Source organism: Cupriavidus sp. D39 (assembly GCF_026627925.1).
In the GTDB taxonomy this organism is placed as follows: Bacteria; Pseudomonadota; Gammaproteobacteria; order Burkholderiales; family Burkholderiaceae; genus Cupriavidus; species Cupriavidus ulmosensis.
The window spans coordinates 1-12,706 of sequence record NZ_JAPNLE010000009.1; the positions used below are offsets into that span (position 1 = coordinate 1).

General features: G+C 61.9%; 27 protein-coding genes. 9 read left to right on the forward strand and 18 right to left on the reverse strand.

Translation table 11 applies throughout. The features are described from left to right. From OMK73_RS11340 to OMK73_RS11425, 18 genes are all read right to left on the reverse strand, one after another. The coding region (locus tag OMK73_RS11340) for a hypothetical protein (RefSeq protein WP_267602150.1) at positions 1 to 467 on the reverse strand (467 nt) is incomplete at its 3' end. After that, positions 464 to 769 (reverse strand): hypothetical protein, encoded by a 306-nt coding sequence (locus OMK73_RS11345; RefSeq protein WP_267602151.1) that lies wholly within the window; start codon positions 767 to 769, stop codon positions 464 to 466. The genes OMK73_RS11345 and OMK73_RS11340, both read right to left, overlap by 4 nt. Beyond that, positions 766 to 1,962 carry an RNA-directed DNA polymerase gene (locus tag OMK73_RS11350; RefSeq protein WP_267606330.1) on the reverse strand — a complete coding sequence of 399 codons (1,197 nt, stop codon included), beginning with the start codon at positions 1,960 to 1,962 and terminating at the stop codon, positions 766 to 768. The genes OMK73_RS11345 and OMK73_RS11350 overlap by 4 nt, the downstream gene beginning before the upstream one ends. 220 nt (positions 1,963 to 2,182) lie before the next feature. Continuing rightward, a complete protein-coding gene (locus OMK73_RS11355; protein ID WP_267602152.1) occupies positions 2,183 to 2,536 on the reverse strand; it encodes a four helix bundle protein in 354 nt (117 codons plus the stop codon). A gap of 17 nt (positions 2,537 to 2,553) precedes the next feature. Further along, on the reverse strand, positions 2,554 to 3,027 hold the full coding sequence (locus OMK73_RS11360) for a DUF1566 domain-containing protein (RefSeq protein WP_324291716.1): 474 nt from the start codon (positions 3,025 to 3,027) through the stop codon (positions 2,554 to 2,556). Positions 3,028 to 3,088: 61 nt separating this feature from the next. Continuing rightward, positions 3,089 to 3,568 (reverse strand): DUF1566 domain-containing protein, encoded by a 480-nt coding sequence (locus OMK73_RS11365; RefSeq protein ID WP_324291717.1) that lies wholly within the window; start codon positions 3,566 to 3,568, stop codon positions 3,089 to 3,091. 61 nt (positions 3,569 to 3,629) lie between these two features. Further along, the gene (locus OMK73_RS11370; protein ID WP_267602153.1) at positions 3,630 to 4,286 is read right to left on the reverse strand and encodes a DUF1566 domain-containing protein; all 657 of its coding nucleotides are present in this window, start codon (positions 4,284 to 4,286) and stop codon (positions 3,630 to 3,632) included. 31 nt (positions 4,287 to 4,317) lie between these two features. Beyond that, positions 4,318 to 4,629, reverse strand: a complete 312-nt coding sequence (locus OMK73_RS11375; protein ID WP_267602154.1) for a hypothetical protein — start codon at positions 4,627 to 4,629, stop codon at positions 4,318 to 4,320. A 13-nt stretch (positions 4,630 to 4,642) separates the two neighbouring features. Beyond that, the gene (locus OMK73_RS11380) at positions 4,643 to 5,713 is read right to left on the reverse strand and encodes a hypothetical protein (protein ID WP_267602155.1); all 1,071 of its coding nucleotides are present in this window, start codon (positions 5,711 to 5,713) and stop codon (positions 4,643 to 4,645) included. Between the two features lies 1 nt (position 5,714). Then, positions 5,715 to 5,954: a hypothetical protein gene (locus OMK73_RS11385; protein ID WP_267602156.1), complete on the reverse strand. Its 240-nt coding sequence runs from the start codon at positions 5,952 to 5,954 to the stop codon at positions 5,715 to 5,717. Next, the gene (locus tag OMK73_RS11390) at positions 5,951 to 6,328 is read right to left on the reverse strand and encodes a hypothetical protein (protein ID WP_267602157.1); all 378 of its coding nucleotides are present in this window, start codon (positions 6,326 to 6,328) and stop codon (positions 5,951 to 5,953) included. The genes OMK73_RS11385 and OMK73_RS11390 overlap by 4 nt, the downstream gene beginning before the upstream one ends. After that, positions 6,325 to 6,870: a hypothetical protein gene (locus OMK73_RS11395; protein ID WP_267602158.1), complete on the reverse strand. Its 546-nt coding sequence runs from the start codon at positions 6,868 to 6,870 to the stop codon at positions 6,325 to 6,327. Before OMK73_RS11395 ends, OMK73_RS11390 begins: the two co-directional genes overlap by 4 nt. Further along, on the reverse strand, positions 6,867 to 7,001 hold the full coding sequence (locus OMK73_RS11400) for a hypothetical protein (protein WP_267602159.1): 135 nt from the start codon (positions 6,999 to 7,001) through the stop codon (positions 6,867 to 6,869). Before OMK73_RS11400 ends, OMK73_RS11395 begins: the two co-directional genes overlap by 4 nt. Next, positions 6,998 to 7,162 (reverse strand): hypothetical protein, encoded by a 165-nt coding sequence (locus OMK73_RS11405; RefSeq protein ID WP_267602160.1) that lies wholly within the window; start codon positions 7,160 to 7,162, stop codon positions 6,998 to 7,000. The genes OMK73_RS11400 and OMK73_RS11405 overlap by 4 nt, the downstream gene beginning before the upstream one ends. Next, on the reverse strand, positions 7,159 to 7,347 hold the full coding sequence (locus tag OMK73_RS11410; protein WP_267602161.1) for a hypothetical protein: 189 nt from the start codon (positions 7,345 to 7,347) through the stop codon (positions 7,159 to 7,161). The genes OMK73_RS11405 and OMK73_RS11410 overlap by 4 nt, the downstream gene beginning before the upstream one ends. Next, entirely contained in the window at positions 7,344 to 7,784 is a 441-nt protein-coding gene (locus OMK73_RS11415; protein WP_267602162.1) for a hypothetical protein, read from the reverse strand. Before OMK73_RS11415 ends, OMK73_RS11410 begins: the two co-directional genes overlap by 4 nt. A 126-nt stretch (positions 7,785 to 7,910) precedes the next feature. After that, on the reverse strand, positions 7,911 to 8,120 hold the full coding sequence (locus OMK73_RS11420) for a hypothetical protein (protein ID WP_267602163.1): 210 nt from the start codon (positions 8,118 to 8,120) through the stop codon (positions 7,911 to 7,913). Between the two features lie 225 nt (positions 8,121 to 8,345). Next, the gene (locus tag OMK73_RS11425; RefSeq protein WP_267602164.1) at positions 8,346 to 8,765 is read right to left on the reverse strand and encodes a helix-turn-helix domain-containing protein; all 420 of its coding nucleotides are present in this window, start codon (positions 8,763 to 8,765) and stop codon (positions 8,346 to 8,348) included. On the opposite strand from OMK73_RS11425, the gene OMK73_RS11430 reads away from it, so the two are divergent. From OMK73_RS11430 to OMK73_RS11470, 9 genes are all read left to right on the forward strand, one after another. Then, positions 8,764 to 9,045 (forward strand): hypothetical protein, encoded by a 282-nt coding sequence (locus tag OMK73_RS11430; RefSeq protein ID WP_267602165.1) that lies wholly within the window; start codon positions 8,764 to 8,766, stop codon positions 9,043 to 9,045. The two genes, OMK73_RS11425 and OMK73_RS11430, sit on opposite strands and share 2 nt — an antisense overlap. Positions 9,046 to 9,527: 482 nt before the next feature. Then, entirely contained in the window at positions 9,528 to 9,953 is a 426-nt protein-coding gene (locus OMK73_RS11435; protein ID WP_420715643.1) for an XRE family transcriptional regulator, read from the forward strand. A 45-nt stretch (positions 9,954 to 9,998) separates the two neighbouring features. Then, positions 9,999 to 10,136 carry a hypothetical protein gene (locus tag OMK73_RS11440; protein WP_267602167.1) on the forward strand — a complete coding sequence of 46 codons (138 nt, stop codon included), beginning with the start codon at positions 9,999 to 10,001 and terminating at the stop codon, positions 10,134 to 10,136. A gap of 14 nt (positions 10,137 to 10,150) precedes the next feature. Further along, positions 10,151 to 10,399 (forward strand): hypothetical protein, encoded by a 249-nt coding sequence (locus OMK73_RS11445; protein WP_267602168.1) that lies wholly within the window; start codon positions 10,151 to 10,153, stop codon positions 10,397 to 10,399. Continuing rightward, positions 10,396 to 10,572, forward strand: a complete 177-nt coding sequence (locus OMK73_RS11450) for a hypothetical protein (protein ID WP_267602169.1) — start codon at positions 10,396 to 10,398, stop codon at positions 10,570 to 10,572. The genes OMK73_RS11445 and OMK73_RS11450 overlap by 4 nt, the downstream gene beginning before the upstream one ends. An 8-nt stretch (positions 10,573 to 10,580) precedes the next feature. Next, a complete protein-coding gene (locus OMK73_RS11455) occupies positions 10,581 to 10,877 on the forward strand; it encodes a hypothetical protein (protein ID WP_267602170.1) in 297 nt (98 codons plus the stop codon). 2 nt (positions 10,878 to 10,879) lie between these two features. Further along, positions 10,880 to 11,323: a nuclease domain-containing protein gene (locus tag OMK73_RS11460; RefSeq protein WP_267602171.1), complete on the forward strand. Its 444-nt coding sequence runs from the start codon at positions 10,880 to 10,882 to the stop codon at positions 11,321 to 11,323. Between the two features lie 8 nt (positions 11,324 to 11,331). Beyond that, positions 11,332 to 11,694 (forward strand): helix-turn-helix domain-containing protein, encoded by a 363-nt coding sequence (locus OMK73_RS11465; protein ID WP_267602172.1) that lies wholly within the window; start codon positions 11,332 to 11,334, stop codon positions 11,692 to 11,694. Then, positions 11,667 to 12,512: a hypothetical protein gene (locus OMK73_RS11470; protein ID WP_267602173.1), complete on the forward strand. Its 846-nt coding sequence runs from the start codon at positions 11,667 to 11,669 to the stop codon at positions 12,510 to 12,512. Before OMK73_RS11465 ends, OMK73_RS11470 begins: the two co-directional genes overlap by 28 nt. The last annotated feature ends 194 nt before the right edge of the window (positions 12,513 to 12,706 follow it).

A 12,706-nucleotide genomic window follows, 5' to 3' on the forward strand; every position in this document is an offset into this window, starting at 1 on the left:
GCCCACCACTTCGCCGGCTTGCCGGATGGGCCATACTGGAAGGGCGTGAAGACCTCGCCCATATTGCCTTTCTCGCGCAGGAATCCCCAGGGTTTGACATCCACTGCAGGTACGATGAACAGGGTCCAGACTTCCGCAGGGGTGCAGACAGCCGGCGCCCCTTCCGTGACAAGGATCACGCGATGGAAGGTGTCACCGGTCAGGAAATTGCACCAGCGCACCTTGCGCATTTGAGCGTATTGGCGGGTCGCCTCCCAGTACCAGCCGAGTAGCACCAGCGACAGCGCCCAGCGCCACGGGTGGTCGTGCAGGCCGCGATCGGGATCCGATCCGACGAAGCGATGCAGGTAGACGCGGATCCCGAACAGCGCGCAAACGAAGTAGCGCTCGAGGTAGGGTCTGCCTTCCTCGCAGATGATCTTGACTGGCCGGCGAGCGGAATAGGCGAGCAGCAGGCGGCGGATCATGCGAAGTGTCTCCCGTGGAGTTGGTCCAGCTTGTCGACCTGGGCGCCAGTGAGCTGAGTCACCTTGCCGGTCTGCTGCGCCTCTACCAGCGAGCGAACGAATGACTGCTCCCAGTCGGTAAGATCTCGCGTATCGAGCATTCCCTCGAGCCGCTTGATCATGGTGGTGGTGCTAACGAGCATGCGGCTCTCCTTTGTGGTTGCTTGGGCCTCGAACCAGCGCACGTGCGCACGGGCTGCAAGTACCATGGCGCCAACGAAGACGGCAGCCATGGCAAGCGGGGTGACCATCAGCCAGTTCATGCCAGCTCCATCCGTGGCTGGTCCGCGGCGCGGCGATAGGCCTTGGTGAGGTCGAAGTTCACGGCATGGCCGCGGCTGCGCACGATGTTTGCCAGCCGGGCGCGGTCTGTGTGGCTTCCCGTAGCCTGGCGCAGCAAGCCGAAATAGCTGTTGGCGGAGGCATGGACATCGTCGGCATCCATTTGCTGCAGCCGCCTGGCACCTTCATTGACGGTGCGAGCCCGCGTAGTGCGCACCCACGGTCGGATGACCTGGCCGACGAAGTCGACGCCGCGGGAGATGGGCTGCAGGATCGTCTTGGCCGGATTGAGCCTGGCGCCCAGCTCGCGTGGCAAGAACGCCTCGATGTCATCATGGGCGGTGTTCAGCCATTGCGGCGATTCGTGCAGAAGCAGGAAGTCGTCCACGTATCGGATGTAATGCCTGCAGCGAACCTGATGCTTCGCATACTGGTCCAGTGCATCGAGATAGACGTTGGCGAAGAACTGGGACGAAAGGTTGCCGATCGGCAGCCCGCGATGCTTGGGCTGATTCATGAGGCTCTTATGCGGCGGCACCAGCGCCATCAGCTCGGGCGGCGACTGCATCTGCACGCCAGGGCGTGGGTCATGCATCAGCACCAGGTCGGTCAACCGCATCCACCACGGCTCGGTGACACGGGCAGCAAGCTGGGCGCGCAGGACGCGTTTGTCGATGCTGACGAAGAAGTTCGCAAGGTCGCATTTTAAGTACCATGCCGGCCGTACCCAATTCTGCGTAATGCTGCGCACTTTGGCTTCGAGCCGGCGAGCAGCATACAGCGTGCCCCGGCCGGGGATGCAGGCGCAACTGTCGGCGATGAATGATGCATAGAACCGCGGGGAGATGCGGTTGTAGAGCAGGTGGTGCACGACGCGGTCGCGGAAGTCCGCAGCCCACACCTCCCGCGCCTTCGGGCGGGTGACCACGAAGCAGATCGAACGCCCGGGCTTGTAGCTGCCGTCCGCGAGCTCGTCGGCAAGCTGGCACAGGTTCCGCTCGAGGTGTTGCTCGAAGGCGAGGGCATTGTGAGTGTTGCGTTTGTTCTTGCGGCAGTCGAAGTACGCGACTACCAGGTCTTCGAAGGAGAAGCCAGCAGGCTCCGCATCGGTTTGATCTGCGGACGGCGCGGGCGCGAAACTCGTTGTTCTTGTGGTTGTTGTTCTGGTTGCCATCGTTGAAGTTCTGATTCCACGCGTTGTTAGAGTTGCCCGCGTACTGCGTCTATTCGTGCTATCTACGTCGCCTCGCCGAAGGCCTGAGCCGATCAGCGGGGAAACTGCGCCAGACCAGACCTGGTGACTCCCAGCGGTATCTGTGGTGCGCATGGCGGTGGCCTTGTGAGCCAGCGGCACGACCAGATTAAAAATCGCACGGGCATGACCGCCTTGACGGTTATGCAACAGGCGACGATGCGGACCTTCGCCATCCATTGGCTTGCTTCCCGATGCTGTTGGTGAGCAATACAGTCTTTGCGTACTGAGGCTTCGAGATGAGGCGCTTATCCACGGACAGGCGCAACAGAAGCTCGGCCACCTGCAGGCGCTCGATCAGGTCCATGAGATGCGGAGCCTTCTCGCGTGCCGTGTTCGCCCGAAATATCAGGACAGTGATCTTCACGCACTCATCACGGATGGTTCCGCCAATCGATGCCTTGTAGTCGCGGGGCATGTTTTTGGTGAGGTCCGTGACGGCGTCGAGCAGGTCGTACGCCACCTTGTAGATCGGGAGACTGGTATGGATGGCCATGCTGAATTACTGAATAATCAAAGGACTAATCTGCGGACGGCGCGGGCGCGAAACTCGTAGCTCTTGCGGCCGTAGTACTGGGCGCCAACGCTGAAGTTCTGAAGCCACGCGTAGTTAGAGGGGCCCGCGTACTGCTCGCCGGACCAGTACCAGGCAGACTCGAACTCCTCCTTGAGGTTGGCGAAGAGCAGCGACTGTTCGCGACGCGTGGGCAGCTCGCCGCCGGCGGCAGCTGCCCATTCCTTGGCCTGTTCCCAGGTGACGTCCTCGGCTGAGTCCGGCAGCAAGATCAGGTGGTGATCCGGCGCTCCATCCTTGCCAAGGATCAGGCCAGCATAGAGCTCGCCGGCAGCAAGGGCGGGGCGGTTTGCCGGCGGCGCCACGACGGGCGCTGCGATGCTGTCCAGGAACGCTCTCGCGATCGCCTTGACCGGCATCGTCACCTGGGCATCGCCAAGAGGGAACGTCACGTTTTCTGCGACTTGTATCATTGCTGTGCACTCCACTGAATGGGGAATGGGAGGCCGCTTGCGCGGCCATTAAATGGATGAATTACTGAATGACCAACAATCTGCGGACGGCGCGGGCGCGAAACTCGTTGAGCTTGTGGTAGTTGCCCTGGCTGCCACCGAGGAAGTGCTGACCCCACGCGTTGGTAGAGGTGCCCGCGTACTGCTCGCCGGACCAGTACCAGGCAGACTCGAACTCCTCCTTGAGGTTGGCGAAGAGCAGCGACTGTTCGCGACGCGTGGGCAGCTCGCCGCCGGCGGCAGCTGCCCATTCCTTGGCCTGTTCCCAGGTGACGTCCTCGGCTGAGTCCGGCAGCAAGATCAGGTGGTGATCCGGCGCTCCATCCTTGCCAAGGATCAGGCCAGCATAGAGCTCGCCGGCAGCAAGGGCGGGGCGGTTTGCCGGCGGCGCCACGACGGGCGCTGCGATGCTGTCCAGGAACGCTCTCGCGATCGCCTTGACCGGCATCGTCACCTGGGCATCGCCAAGAGGGAACGTCACGTTTTCTGCGACTTGTATCATTGCTGTGCACTCCACTGAATGGGGAATGGGAGGCCGCTTGCGCGGCCATTAAATGGATGAATTACTGAATGACCAACAATCTGCGGACGGCGCGGGCGCGAAACTCGTTGCTCTTGTGGAGGTGGTTCTGGCCGCCATCGTCGAAGCCCTGACCCCACGCGTGGCTAGAGCTGCCCGCGTACTGCGTTGACGTCCAATACCAGGCCTCTTCGAATGCTTCCGCACCGCCAGCCTGAAACGCGGCCGCGCTGGTCTGTGCGGGCGATTTCTCGGTGTAGGGGTAGCCCACGGGCACGCTGCTAGGGTTCTCGCCATCGCGGAAGCCGGCGTAGTTGCCTGCGGTCGGCTTGAGGTTGCGATAGATGATCTCCGCCTCATCTCGCGCCGGCAGCCGCCAGTCGTGGTAGCCGTTGATCTGCAGGCCGAGCGCCCACTTGGCCAGATCGCTGCCGGCTTCGGCCATGGCAACGGTGTTAGCCGCGCCGTCGAAGTAGCTGAGCGCGCCCTCAACGCGGCTGCGGTCGCTGTTCCAGACGATGTCGTCATGCTCGCCACCGTCCTTCGGTGCGACGACCAGGGCATAGATTTCTTCGCCCTGGCGGATCTGGCCTGCGTAGAAACCACCGCCGAGCGGATCGCCGGCAACAAGGGCAGCGACGGCTGCTTGGGTGATCGTGTTGCGCACTGCGCTTGCTTCAACTGCTGTGACTGCGTTCATGGTCTGTCCTCGTTGTTGAGTGGGTGCTGCGTTACGCGGCTTCTGCCAGCGGGAAGAGGGTGGGTTGTTCCGGATCGCCATCGATGAGATGGCCATTGATGTCCGACATGACGTGCACGCCGTCATAGCGAACCCACTGAATCCGGGTTTCGCCATTCGGACCCGCGCCGCGGAAGAGGCGGACCGGCTGCGCTGAAATCCGCTCGCGGTCATACTCATCGACGCCGGCCTTTGTCAGTGGTACCGCCTCCTTCATGAAGGCGATCTCTAATTGGTCCATCTTCGCTACGTCGCCTCTTCGTGCTGCCTTGGCAGCCTGGCGCTTGATGTCGTCGATATTCACGGTGATTCCTCGGTTACATGCGGAGAGGTGCCAGCAGCCCGCGCCAGCTGCCGTCTTGAAGGAGATAGGCGCTGGGCGTATCGCCATCTGCCCACGAGATCAGAACATTCTCGGTCTTCACCTGACCGAGCAGGCGCAGCAGGCTCGGGCCGTCGAAGGAGCCTTCCAGGTGGGACTCCTCGCCACGCTCCTTGATCTCGAGCTCGGCATCGACGGCCTGATTTCCATCAGTGATGTTGATCGAGCAGACGTCATAGTCCTGCTCAAAGCGGATGACGCCCTTGATGTCGAAAAGTCGATGCAGTGGGCAGATCTGCAGTAGGGCCTCTCGGTTGAAAGAGACGTGCTGTTTGGGGACGGGAAGTGCGCGGCGCCATTCCATATACTTGGCGGGTGGGCGATTGCACACGACCTTCACGCCCGCGCGTCGCCCCACGATGTAGCGCTCAAAGATCTGGAAGTCCTCGACGCCGACGGATGCGAATAGCTCCGCTGCCTCGGCAGAGATGGGGACGCCGAACTCACCAGTGGCAATTGGAAGGCAGTTCGAGGCGAGCATGGCGCCATTCGAGGCAGTCACATGGATGGCGGCACCATCAGACTCAACCCACAGATTCCGCAAATATGGTCGCGCGTGCTCTTTGGGGCCAGCAACCGCGAAGGCGACCGTCGGGATAAGTGCAGTCAGGCCGGGGGCCGAGAACGTTGCAGCGGGGGTGCCCTCGATTTTCACTTCGGGATAACCAGCGCCAGGGATGGTGGGAAGGGTGAGGCGGCAAGAGCCGGCGCGGGCAATGACCTTGGAGTCCTTCTTGCTGAAGATCACCGAAGGGGCGCCGATGCTGGCGACGGCCTGAAGTTTGTCCGCAGGCAGGCACACATCCACGTCATCTGGGCCGATGCTGGCCGGCACTGTCGCAATGACAGTCAAGGAGAGGTCGGAGCCGGTCACGGCAAGGGTGGTGCCGCCGGCTTCTCCCTGAAGGCGGAGATGCGTAAGGATGTCAATGGGCGAGCGGGCGGCGGCAGCTTGCCCTGCGATCTTGAGCGCTTCGCTCAGTCTGTTTCCAGCAATGGAGAGCATCTCACTTTCCGTTCGGTGTATCCGCTGCAGCGGCGAGCTGGTCGCGAAGGATGGTCAGGCCGGCGAGCGCGTCTTGCGCCGCCTGGGTGAAGTACTTGCCGTGCTCGATGGCTGCGTCGATGGCACGAGCCATGTCCTGCGGCGTGGCATAGGCCGGGGGCTTTGCCGGCGCCAGACGCGAGCGCTCCATAAGCGCTAGGTTCGCGGCCATCGTGCGGGCACGGAAGTCGGGGAGGCTCATGGTCTGTTATCTATTCCACAGTGCACGCAGGGGCCTGCATAGCGCACCTGCTCGTTCATGAATCGCCCGCAACCGGCGCAGTTGGTGATTTCGTGGCTGGGCTTCCGGGGCTTTTGCAAGACGATCTCGGTACCGGCCAGCGCCTCGGTGCGGTTGATGTATTGCATGTCGACGGCAGGGCGGACCTTGGCATCGATGTACGCCTTGGGCCAGGGGATGTCCGTGGCGCGGAAGTCATGCTTGGCCTGGGCTTCCTCCTTCGAGTAGACCGCGGCTTTGCGCAGGTCTGTGGTGTAGCCCGCGCCATCGGGGCACCACCACAGCACGTCATTGCCGACATAGCTGCGGCTGTCCTGTAGGTAGTAGTCGGTCATGCTGCGCTCCACTCACGCTTTACCTGCTGGTGGGTCTTCTCCACGGCCTTCAGAGCGGCTTTGTAGCTGGCCTTCGCCTCCTTCTTGGTCGGGAACCATCCGCCTTCTACGTCGCGGTTATAGTCGCTCCCGCTCACGCGCCGGAACATGCGGTATTCCGTGCCGTACTCGCCAGTCGGGCTATTCCAGCCGGTCTGTTCGAACTCAGGCAGGCGCGCGCCGCACAGGAACTCGCCGAACGACTCCATGCAGTCCGCGTGCAGGTACTGCTCATACCGGCTGCGCTTCCGCGGCGTCGGCAGCGATGCGATGGCCAGCGCTTTGCCCGCTTCGGTCACGCGGAACACGGTGTCGTCCTCGTGCAGGAAGCCGGGCCGGCGGGCGCGCTCCATCAGGTGCATGTCGCAGAGTTGCAGCAGGTACGGCATGTCCGAGTGCCCAGGGCTCGCGACGAAGTGGTTTCGATACGGCTCGCGCTGGAACTGGCTCACGCCAATCGTGTGTTGCAGCAGACTGATCTGGTAAGAGCTTGGCGCGATCATGCTTGCTTCACCTGAACGTTACGGGCACCACAGAGGGCGGCACGATTAAGAGCGCTGGCGTATGCATCCCACCAGGTCGGGAAGGGGCCGGTGTGGACAGGCTCGTGATTGATCAGGATCTGGAAGATCACGATTGCCTCCACAGGACAGTGGCGGGCGACTCGGGATTCAGCGCCGCGTGCAGGCCCGCGAGGGCGATGGCGCCAACGGCGACCGCGAACCAGAACGCGACGGCACGCACGGCGGATCGGAAGCGGACCACCCGACGGATCTGCTCGGTACGCCAGCTCATGCCGCGCTCCCGGTAGTGGCTTTGGCGATGGTGGCGCTGGCTTCTTGTCGGCAGAGCTCCAAATAGCCGGCATGTTCAGGCTTGGTGGTGCGAACAGCATCTTCCAGCTTGATCAGCGCCCCAAGCAACTCATGCTGCAGGTTGTCGTGTGCCGCCCGGCGCATTGCAGCTTGTTCGGCGGTCATGCTGCAACCTCTTCAGTGTTTGCGGAGAGTGCCGCGGCGGCTTCGCTTTCAGCTTGTGCCAGCTTCTCGGCATCGATCACCACGCTGATGGTCAGCCGACCCTTCTTGAAGCGGACACTGCCGAGCCGGTGCTCACTACGTTGAACGAGATTGAAGCCCGCGGTCAGCAAGGCGCGGCAAAGGCGGCGATCGCCTTCGAACACCGAACCCATGACGGACAGGGTCATCCGCTCCCGGTAGACGGGCCTGACGGCATCGCCATGGATGGTGTAGCCGGCCGCCTTGATCGCTCCGTGCTCGAGTTCGAGCAGCGCCAGGGCGGCAGCCATGTCCTTGAGTTCCTGGGTGCGTGCACGATTGCCGCGCTCATGCAGGGCCAGCGCCTGCTGACGCAGGGGCATCGCCAGGATCTGATCGTAGGTCGGGTGCCTCACCATCTCGCTCTCCATCTATCCGGCACCGGGTGGTGCGTCGTTGGGATCGATTAAAGCATGCTTGATTGATAAATGCAAGAATGCTTTAGAACACGGACGCGAAAATGTCGCTCCCCTCCTGGGTGCGTGCTAGTCGTCCAGCACTTCGCTAAGCACCCGGGTCATGGATTGGGCGGTGAAACGACGCGATGCCTTGAAGACGCCGTTGAGGTACCAAGCGAGGTCTCCGTTCCCGAGCATCAGAATGACGATGCTGTTTTCTTCCATCTTCCGTGGGCTAGTCCTTCGCTCCCGGCCTCGTTTTTTTCTATAGGCAACAAAATCCAGAATCTTCGCCATGCTGACCCATCCGGTTGCCGCCGGATGTGCCCCGGCGATCGATCCATCGAGCCAATGGGATAACTTTTAAGCGACCGCCACAAAACCCTGCTTAAGCGGGATGCAGCGTTCTCTGCACAAAAGTGGCAGAGAAAACTGCCGGGGGTGGCAAAGGCGCATGGCAAAAAAAGCCCGCCGATGGCGGGTTTTGTCGGGGATTACGGTGACATGCAGATCGCGTTCACGCTATCCGCTATGGGTCTTCCGCTTCCCGCTGCTGATCAGTCCCTCCTGACGCGGGGTGCCCCACTCATCCTTCCGTTCAAGGCTCGCGCGCGTGTATTCCGAGACGATCCGGTCGAGCCCGGACTTCTGTGCCGAGCTCAACTGCTCGTATTCCTCCCGGCTCACGGAGAACGGCCAGGTTTGATCTGCCTCCTCCTTCGTCGACGCGAGAGACCCAGCCCCGGTGGCCAGCCAGAAGCTATCGACCCCCAGGAATTTGGCGGCTCGCGCTGAGTTTTCTGCTGTGAGTGCCTTCGTTTTCCCAAGGAGGACTTGCGACACCGCCTGAACGCTAATGCCGATGTCGTCGGCCAGCTGCTGCCTGTCTTTGCCGGATGTTGTGAGGGCCTGCTCAAGGCGTTGGCCGTAGGTGCTTTTCATGACGAAAGCATACTTACAAGCTCGTAAAGCATGGTTGCCTTCTGGTCTAAAGAATGCTTTAATTGAGCGCATGGAAAAGTCCAAAGCCACAACCCTCCTTGGAGGGACGCCATCTTCAGCCGCCGAAGCGATCGGTATTTCGCCTCAAGCGTATTCGCAGTGGCCGCAGATCCTGCCGAGGCGGCTTGCTGATCGTGTCGTGGCGGCTATCGCACGGAAGCATCTTCCGGCCGCGCTCATTGGGAGTGAACTGTGCGTCGATCAGGCAGAGACGAAGTGATTAGTTTCCGTTCTGACTCTCGTCAAGCGCCTGCACGATTCGTTCGAGCTGGGCGAGTAGTACGCGGGTGGCGCGGATGCACTCACGCAGAGCTGGCCTCTGATCAACAGCTGGTCGCCTTGTCCGACTCGGCTTCCCTTTCCCTGTTGCGAGCCACTGAGATGACACCCCAAGTGCACGTGCGATTTCGTCCGTGTACCGGCTTCCCTTTGCGTTCCGATTCGGATCGGCCAGGTACTGGATCGATTGGTATTCGACGCCGACACGCTGTGCAAGGGCGCGCCGAGAGGTCGGCGGCTCGGTTTGTTGCATTGCCCAGCGGAGGCGTTCTGCGTACGTGTACATGCGATGAAGTTTGGCATTGGGCCTGTGCAGATGTGTTTGTCATTTGCCGGCAGAACCTTCTGCCAGTCCGGGCGGATCTCGCCGCTCGGTAAAAAAATTTTCGGCTTTCCCCAACGGTGGATTCAACCGTGGAACCGATGATATTTCTCTATAAGGACAAAGAAATGAGGACCGCCGACCAGCTTGAAAGCCGCGCCGGTATTGGCTTTGCGGCGATTCCCAACGATGCAGGAGCTGCACAGGCAGTTTTTTTGCCGACCAGCCTGATCGCGCAGTGCGTGACGTTCCGAGACGCATGCGCGCTGGCTTGGGAATACCGCGCCAACGAGGCACTGACAAAGCAGGTGCTGGCGGTCGTCGCGGATTTGTACCCGTCTCACTCCAGCGATTACTTCCATCGAGAGAAGCACAACGCCAATGGCAAGCCGCGTCGCGACTTGCCGGCAGAAAAGATCGCGGACGTGGAGCGGGCCCTGGGTAACCGGGCGATCAGCCAATACCTGGCACGCCGCGGGATGCTCACGTTAATGGAGGAAGTGATTTCTGCGAGGGCCCATGGATGAAAGCGAGGCGCTCGGCATAGCCCGGGGGCAGTGCAGAGCGCAGTGATGAACCACGGAGACGACAAGGAAGGCGTGATCCAGGTGCTGCAGGAGATGGCCAAAAAGGATCCGCGAATGTTTGAGGAACTGCGTGCAAGGGGTTTGAAGGAACTCTCGGCGGCGCAGGCGGCAATAAAGCACTGACAGGAAGGGGTTTGATGCCAGTTAAGAAGCCACATCCGATCTACCTCACGGACGATTTCCCGCGCGATGGCTGCACGATCGCCATCGACATTCAGGGAACGTCCTACGGTATCGCCCTGTTTGCGCCAGGCAGGAAGAGTCATCCGATCGAGGTGTATTCGTGTCGCACGAGCGAGGCGCTGCAAGTGCTCGTTGAGTGCCTCGCAACAGGGAGGAAGGTACCGAAGGGGTATCGCGAGATTGGCTTGGAGGCACAGCAGTGATTCACGAACTCATGCCCCGAGCGGAAGTACGGGCGGCCGGCGCCGAGGCATTCCGTCGTGGGCAGAAGCCCGAGGACAACCCGCACTGGCCGCCCGGCACTGACGCCCACGTTGAGTGGAACTCGGGGTTCAAAGGCGAGCAGTACCGGGACGCCAAGCCCGTAAATGCATAGGAGGACGCATGCAGACCGCAGTAGCAGACACGAGCATCCGCGCATACCACCAGGCCAAGAAGGAGGGCGCGCTGTCGCGCCAGAAGCAGCTGATCATGGCCGTCATCGGCCCGAACCCTTGCGACTATTCGTTGCAGGAGATCCGCGAGAAGACGGGGCTGCCGATCAATGTGGTCAGCGCCCGCGTCAACGAGCTGCGCGAGGATGACTGCGAGCTTGAGCGCGGCCCGTCCCGCCCGTGCTCGATCACCCGCAAGACGATCCGCCCCGTGCGCCGGCCGCACCCACAGAAGGCGCTGTTCTGACGATGCTGACCAGACGCAGCCCCATGAAGCGCGGCGCGCAGCTACAGCGCCGCACTTCGCTCCAATCAAGAACCTGGCTGAAACAGGTGGCCGGCCTCGTGCCGAGCCCCTTCAAGAAGAAGCGGGCAAAGCGCCGGCCGATCGCGCAACGCCGCTTTGCCGACGCTTGCCGCGGCGAGCCGTGCTACCTGCTGATTGCTGGCGCGCCGGCCCACCCCATCGAGTCCGTGGTGCCTTGCCACTCGAATCAGCAGATCCACGGCAAGGGCATGGGCCTCAAGGCGGACGACGAGAAGACCGTGCCGGGCTGCGGCTGGTGCCACCACCAGATCGACCAGGGCACCCGCCTGAGCAAGGACGAGCGCCGCGCCTACTGGGACGCCGCTTACGCCCGCTGGGTGCCTGTACGTACGGTGAAGCTTGCCGCTCAAGGGGGCGCTACATGAGCGGGAAGATGTGCGGCCTGGTGTTCGAACACTATCCCGTTGGCGGCGGAGAGATGCTTACCGCGCTGTGCCTGGCTGACCACGCTGACCACGATGGCACGTCGATCTGGCCGGCAATTCCGACGATTGCCAAGCTCACGCGGCAGTCGGAACGGACGGTGCAGTACCACATGCGCGACATGCAGGAATCGGGCTGGCTGCTGCTGGTCGGCAATGCCAAGGGCGGCCGCAAGAAGTCCCGCGAATACCGCATCAACCCGGTGTGGATCGAGACCGGCAAGCTCGAAAAAAGGGTGCAGAAATTGCACCCTTTAATGGGGAGGGCGCGGAGAAGACTGAGCCTGTGGATAACTTTGAAAAGGGTGCAATAGCTGCTGCACCCTTTGATGACGGAAAGGGTGCAACGGGCGACACGAAAGGGTGCAATCTGGAACAGGAAAGGGTGCAATCTGAAGCAATAAAGGGTGCAACAGCTATTGCACCCAACCCGTCCTTACCCGTCCTAGACCCGTCAGTGACCCGTAGCGCGAGCGCTCCGCCAGACCACATCCGGAATTCGACAACCGGCGAAATCAACCCCCGCCCGGTGCAGATTTCGATCCTGCTGCGGAAGACCTACTCGCTCCCCGTGACGAGCAATTCGGCGGAGGTGCTGGAGCTGAGCCGGCTGGCCGTGACGGATCTGGAAATCGCCGAGCACATCGATGCGTTCCGGATCAAGAAGCCCGGCGAGCAGCCGAATGCCCGCTACGTCCTTCGGATGATCGAGTCGACGCGGAAAGCACTGGCCGATGCTGCAGCTGATGCCGACCCTGCCGTGTCCGGGCCGGCGGCCGCCGAAGCGGGGATCTGGTGGCGGTCCGCCTCGGGCATCAACGCCAAGGGCTTGGATTTGGGCATCAAGCAGAAGCCCAACGAGCCGGAATGGGTTTTCAAGACTCGCGTCTTCCGTGATGCCGGCCCCGGCAAATGGCGTGACGAATGGGAGACCAAGCTGCAGAAGGAAAAAGCTCAGTCTATGCCCAGGTCTTCGAGCAGTTCCACGGCCACCCGCCGATCGGAGACGCGGCATGAACTGCAAACCGGGAATTCTCGCCTACATCGCAGTGCCGGCCGATTGGTCGAGAAAGACGCTGGACGGCAAGGTTGTCGAGGTCATGTGGCTGCGCGCGCCATTCCTGGATCCTGAGAAGGATCAGCGGCCAACTTGGTGGTGCAAATTCCCGACGCCGTGGATCCACGCAAAGGGGCCGGTCAGTGAGTGCTTCTTGCTCGATGCGTGGCTGCGCCCGATCAGCGGCGTCCCGGTCACGGACGAGGTCCACAGCGAGGTTGAGGCGTGAGGGGCGGGATTCGGAGACCGGCGGCGCCGAAACGGCCGCG

Excerpts from the sequence above, each read along its gene's own strand:
- OMK73_RS11345 (WP_267602151.1), bottom strand. The coding sequence starts at position 769 with ATGAACTGGCTGATGGTCACCCCGCTTGCCATGGCTGCCGTCTTCGTT.
- OMK73_RS11350 (WP_267606330.1), bottom strand. The coding sequence starts at position 1,962 with ATGGCAACCAGAACAACAACCACAAGAACAACGAGTTTCGCGCCCGCG.
- OMK73_RS11355 (WP_267602152.1), bottom strand. The coding sequence starts at position 2,536 with ATGGCCATCCATACCAGTCTCCCGATCTACAAGGTGGCGTACGACCTG.
- OMK73_RS11360 (WP_324291716.1), bottom strand. The coding sequence starts at position 3,027 with ATGATACAAGTCGCAGAAAACGTGACGTTCCCTCTTGGCGATGCCCAG.
- OMK73_RS11365 (WP_324291717.1), bottom strand. The coding sequence starts at position 3,568 with ATGATACAAGTCGCAGAAAACGTGACGTTCCCTCTTGGCGATGCCCAG.
- OMK73_RS11370 (WP_267602153.1), bottom strand. The coding sequence starts at position 4,286 with ATGAACGCAGTCACAGCAGTTGAAGCAAGCGCAGTGCGCAACACGATC.
- OMK73_RS11380 (WP_267602155.1), bottom strand. The coding sequence starts at position 5,713 with ATGCTCTCCATTGCTGGAAACAGACTGAGCGAAGCGCTCAAGATCGCA.
- OMK73_RS11385 (WP_267602156.1), bottom strand. The coding sequence starts at position 5,954 with ATGAGCCTCCCCGACTTCCGTGCCCGCACGATGGCCGCGAACCTAGCG.
- OMK73_RS11390 (WP_267602157.1), bottom strand. The coding sequence starts at position 6,328 with ATGACCGACTACTACCTACAGGACAGCCGCAGCTATGTCGGCAATGAC.
- OMK73_RS11395 (WP_267602158.1), bottom strand. The coding sequence starts at position 6,870 with ATGATCGCGCCAAGCTCTTACCAGATCAGTCTGCTGCAACACACGATT.
- OMK73_RS11405 (WP_267602160.1), bottom strand. The coding sequence starts at position 7,162 with ATGAGCTGGCGTACCGAGCAGATCCGTCGGGTGGTCCGCTTCCGATCC.
- OMK73_RS11410 (WP_267602161.1), bottom strand. The coding sequence starts at position 7,347 with ATGACCGCCGAACAAGCTGCAATGCGCCGGGCGGCACACGACAACCTG.
- OMK73_RS11415 (WP_267602162.1), bottom strand. The coding sequence starts at position 7,784 with ATGGTGAGGCACCCGACCTACGATCAGATCCTGGCGATGCCCCTGCGT.
- OMK73_RS11420 (WP_267602163.1), bottom strand. The coding sequence starts at position 8,120 with ATGGCGAAGATTCTGGATTTTGTTGCCTATAGAAAAAAACGAGGCCGG.
- OMK73_RS11430 (WP_267602165.1), top strand. The coding sequence starts at position 8,764 with ATGACGAAAGCATACTTACAAGCTCGTAAAGCATGGTTGCCTTCTGGT.
- OMK73_RS11425 (WP_267602164.1), bottom strand. The coding sequence starts at position 8,765 with ATGAAAAGCACCTACGGCCAACGCCTTGAGCAGGCCCTCACAACATCC.
- OMK73_RS11435 (WP_420715643.1), top strand. The coding sequence starts at position 9,528 with ATGATATTTCTCTATAAGGACAAAGAAATGAGGACCGCCGACCAGCTT.
- OMK73_RS11440 (WP_267602167.1), top strand. The coding sequence starts at position 9,999 with ATGAACCACGGAGACGACAAGGAAGGCGTGATCCAGGTGCTGCAGGAG.
- OMK73_RS11445 (WP_267602168.1), top strand. The coding sequence starts at position 10,151 with ATGCCAGTTAAGAAGCCACATCCGATCTACCTCACGGACGATTTCCCG.
- OMK73_RS11455 (WP_267602170.1), top strand. The coding sequence starts at position 10,581 with ATGCAGACCGCAGTAGCAGACACGAGCATCCGCGCATACCACCAGGCC.
- OMK73_RS11460 (WP_267602171.1), top strand. The coding sequence starts at position 10,880 with ATGCTGACCAGACGCAGCCCCATGAAGCGCGGCGCGCAGCTACAGCGC.
- OMK73_RS11465 (WP_267602172.1), top strand. The coding sequence starts at position 11,332 with ATGTGCGGCCTGGTGTTCGAACACTATCCCGTTGGCGGCGGAGAGATG.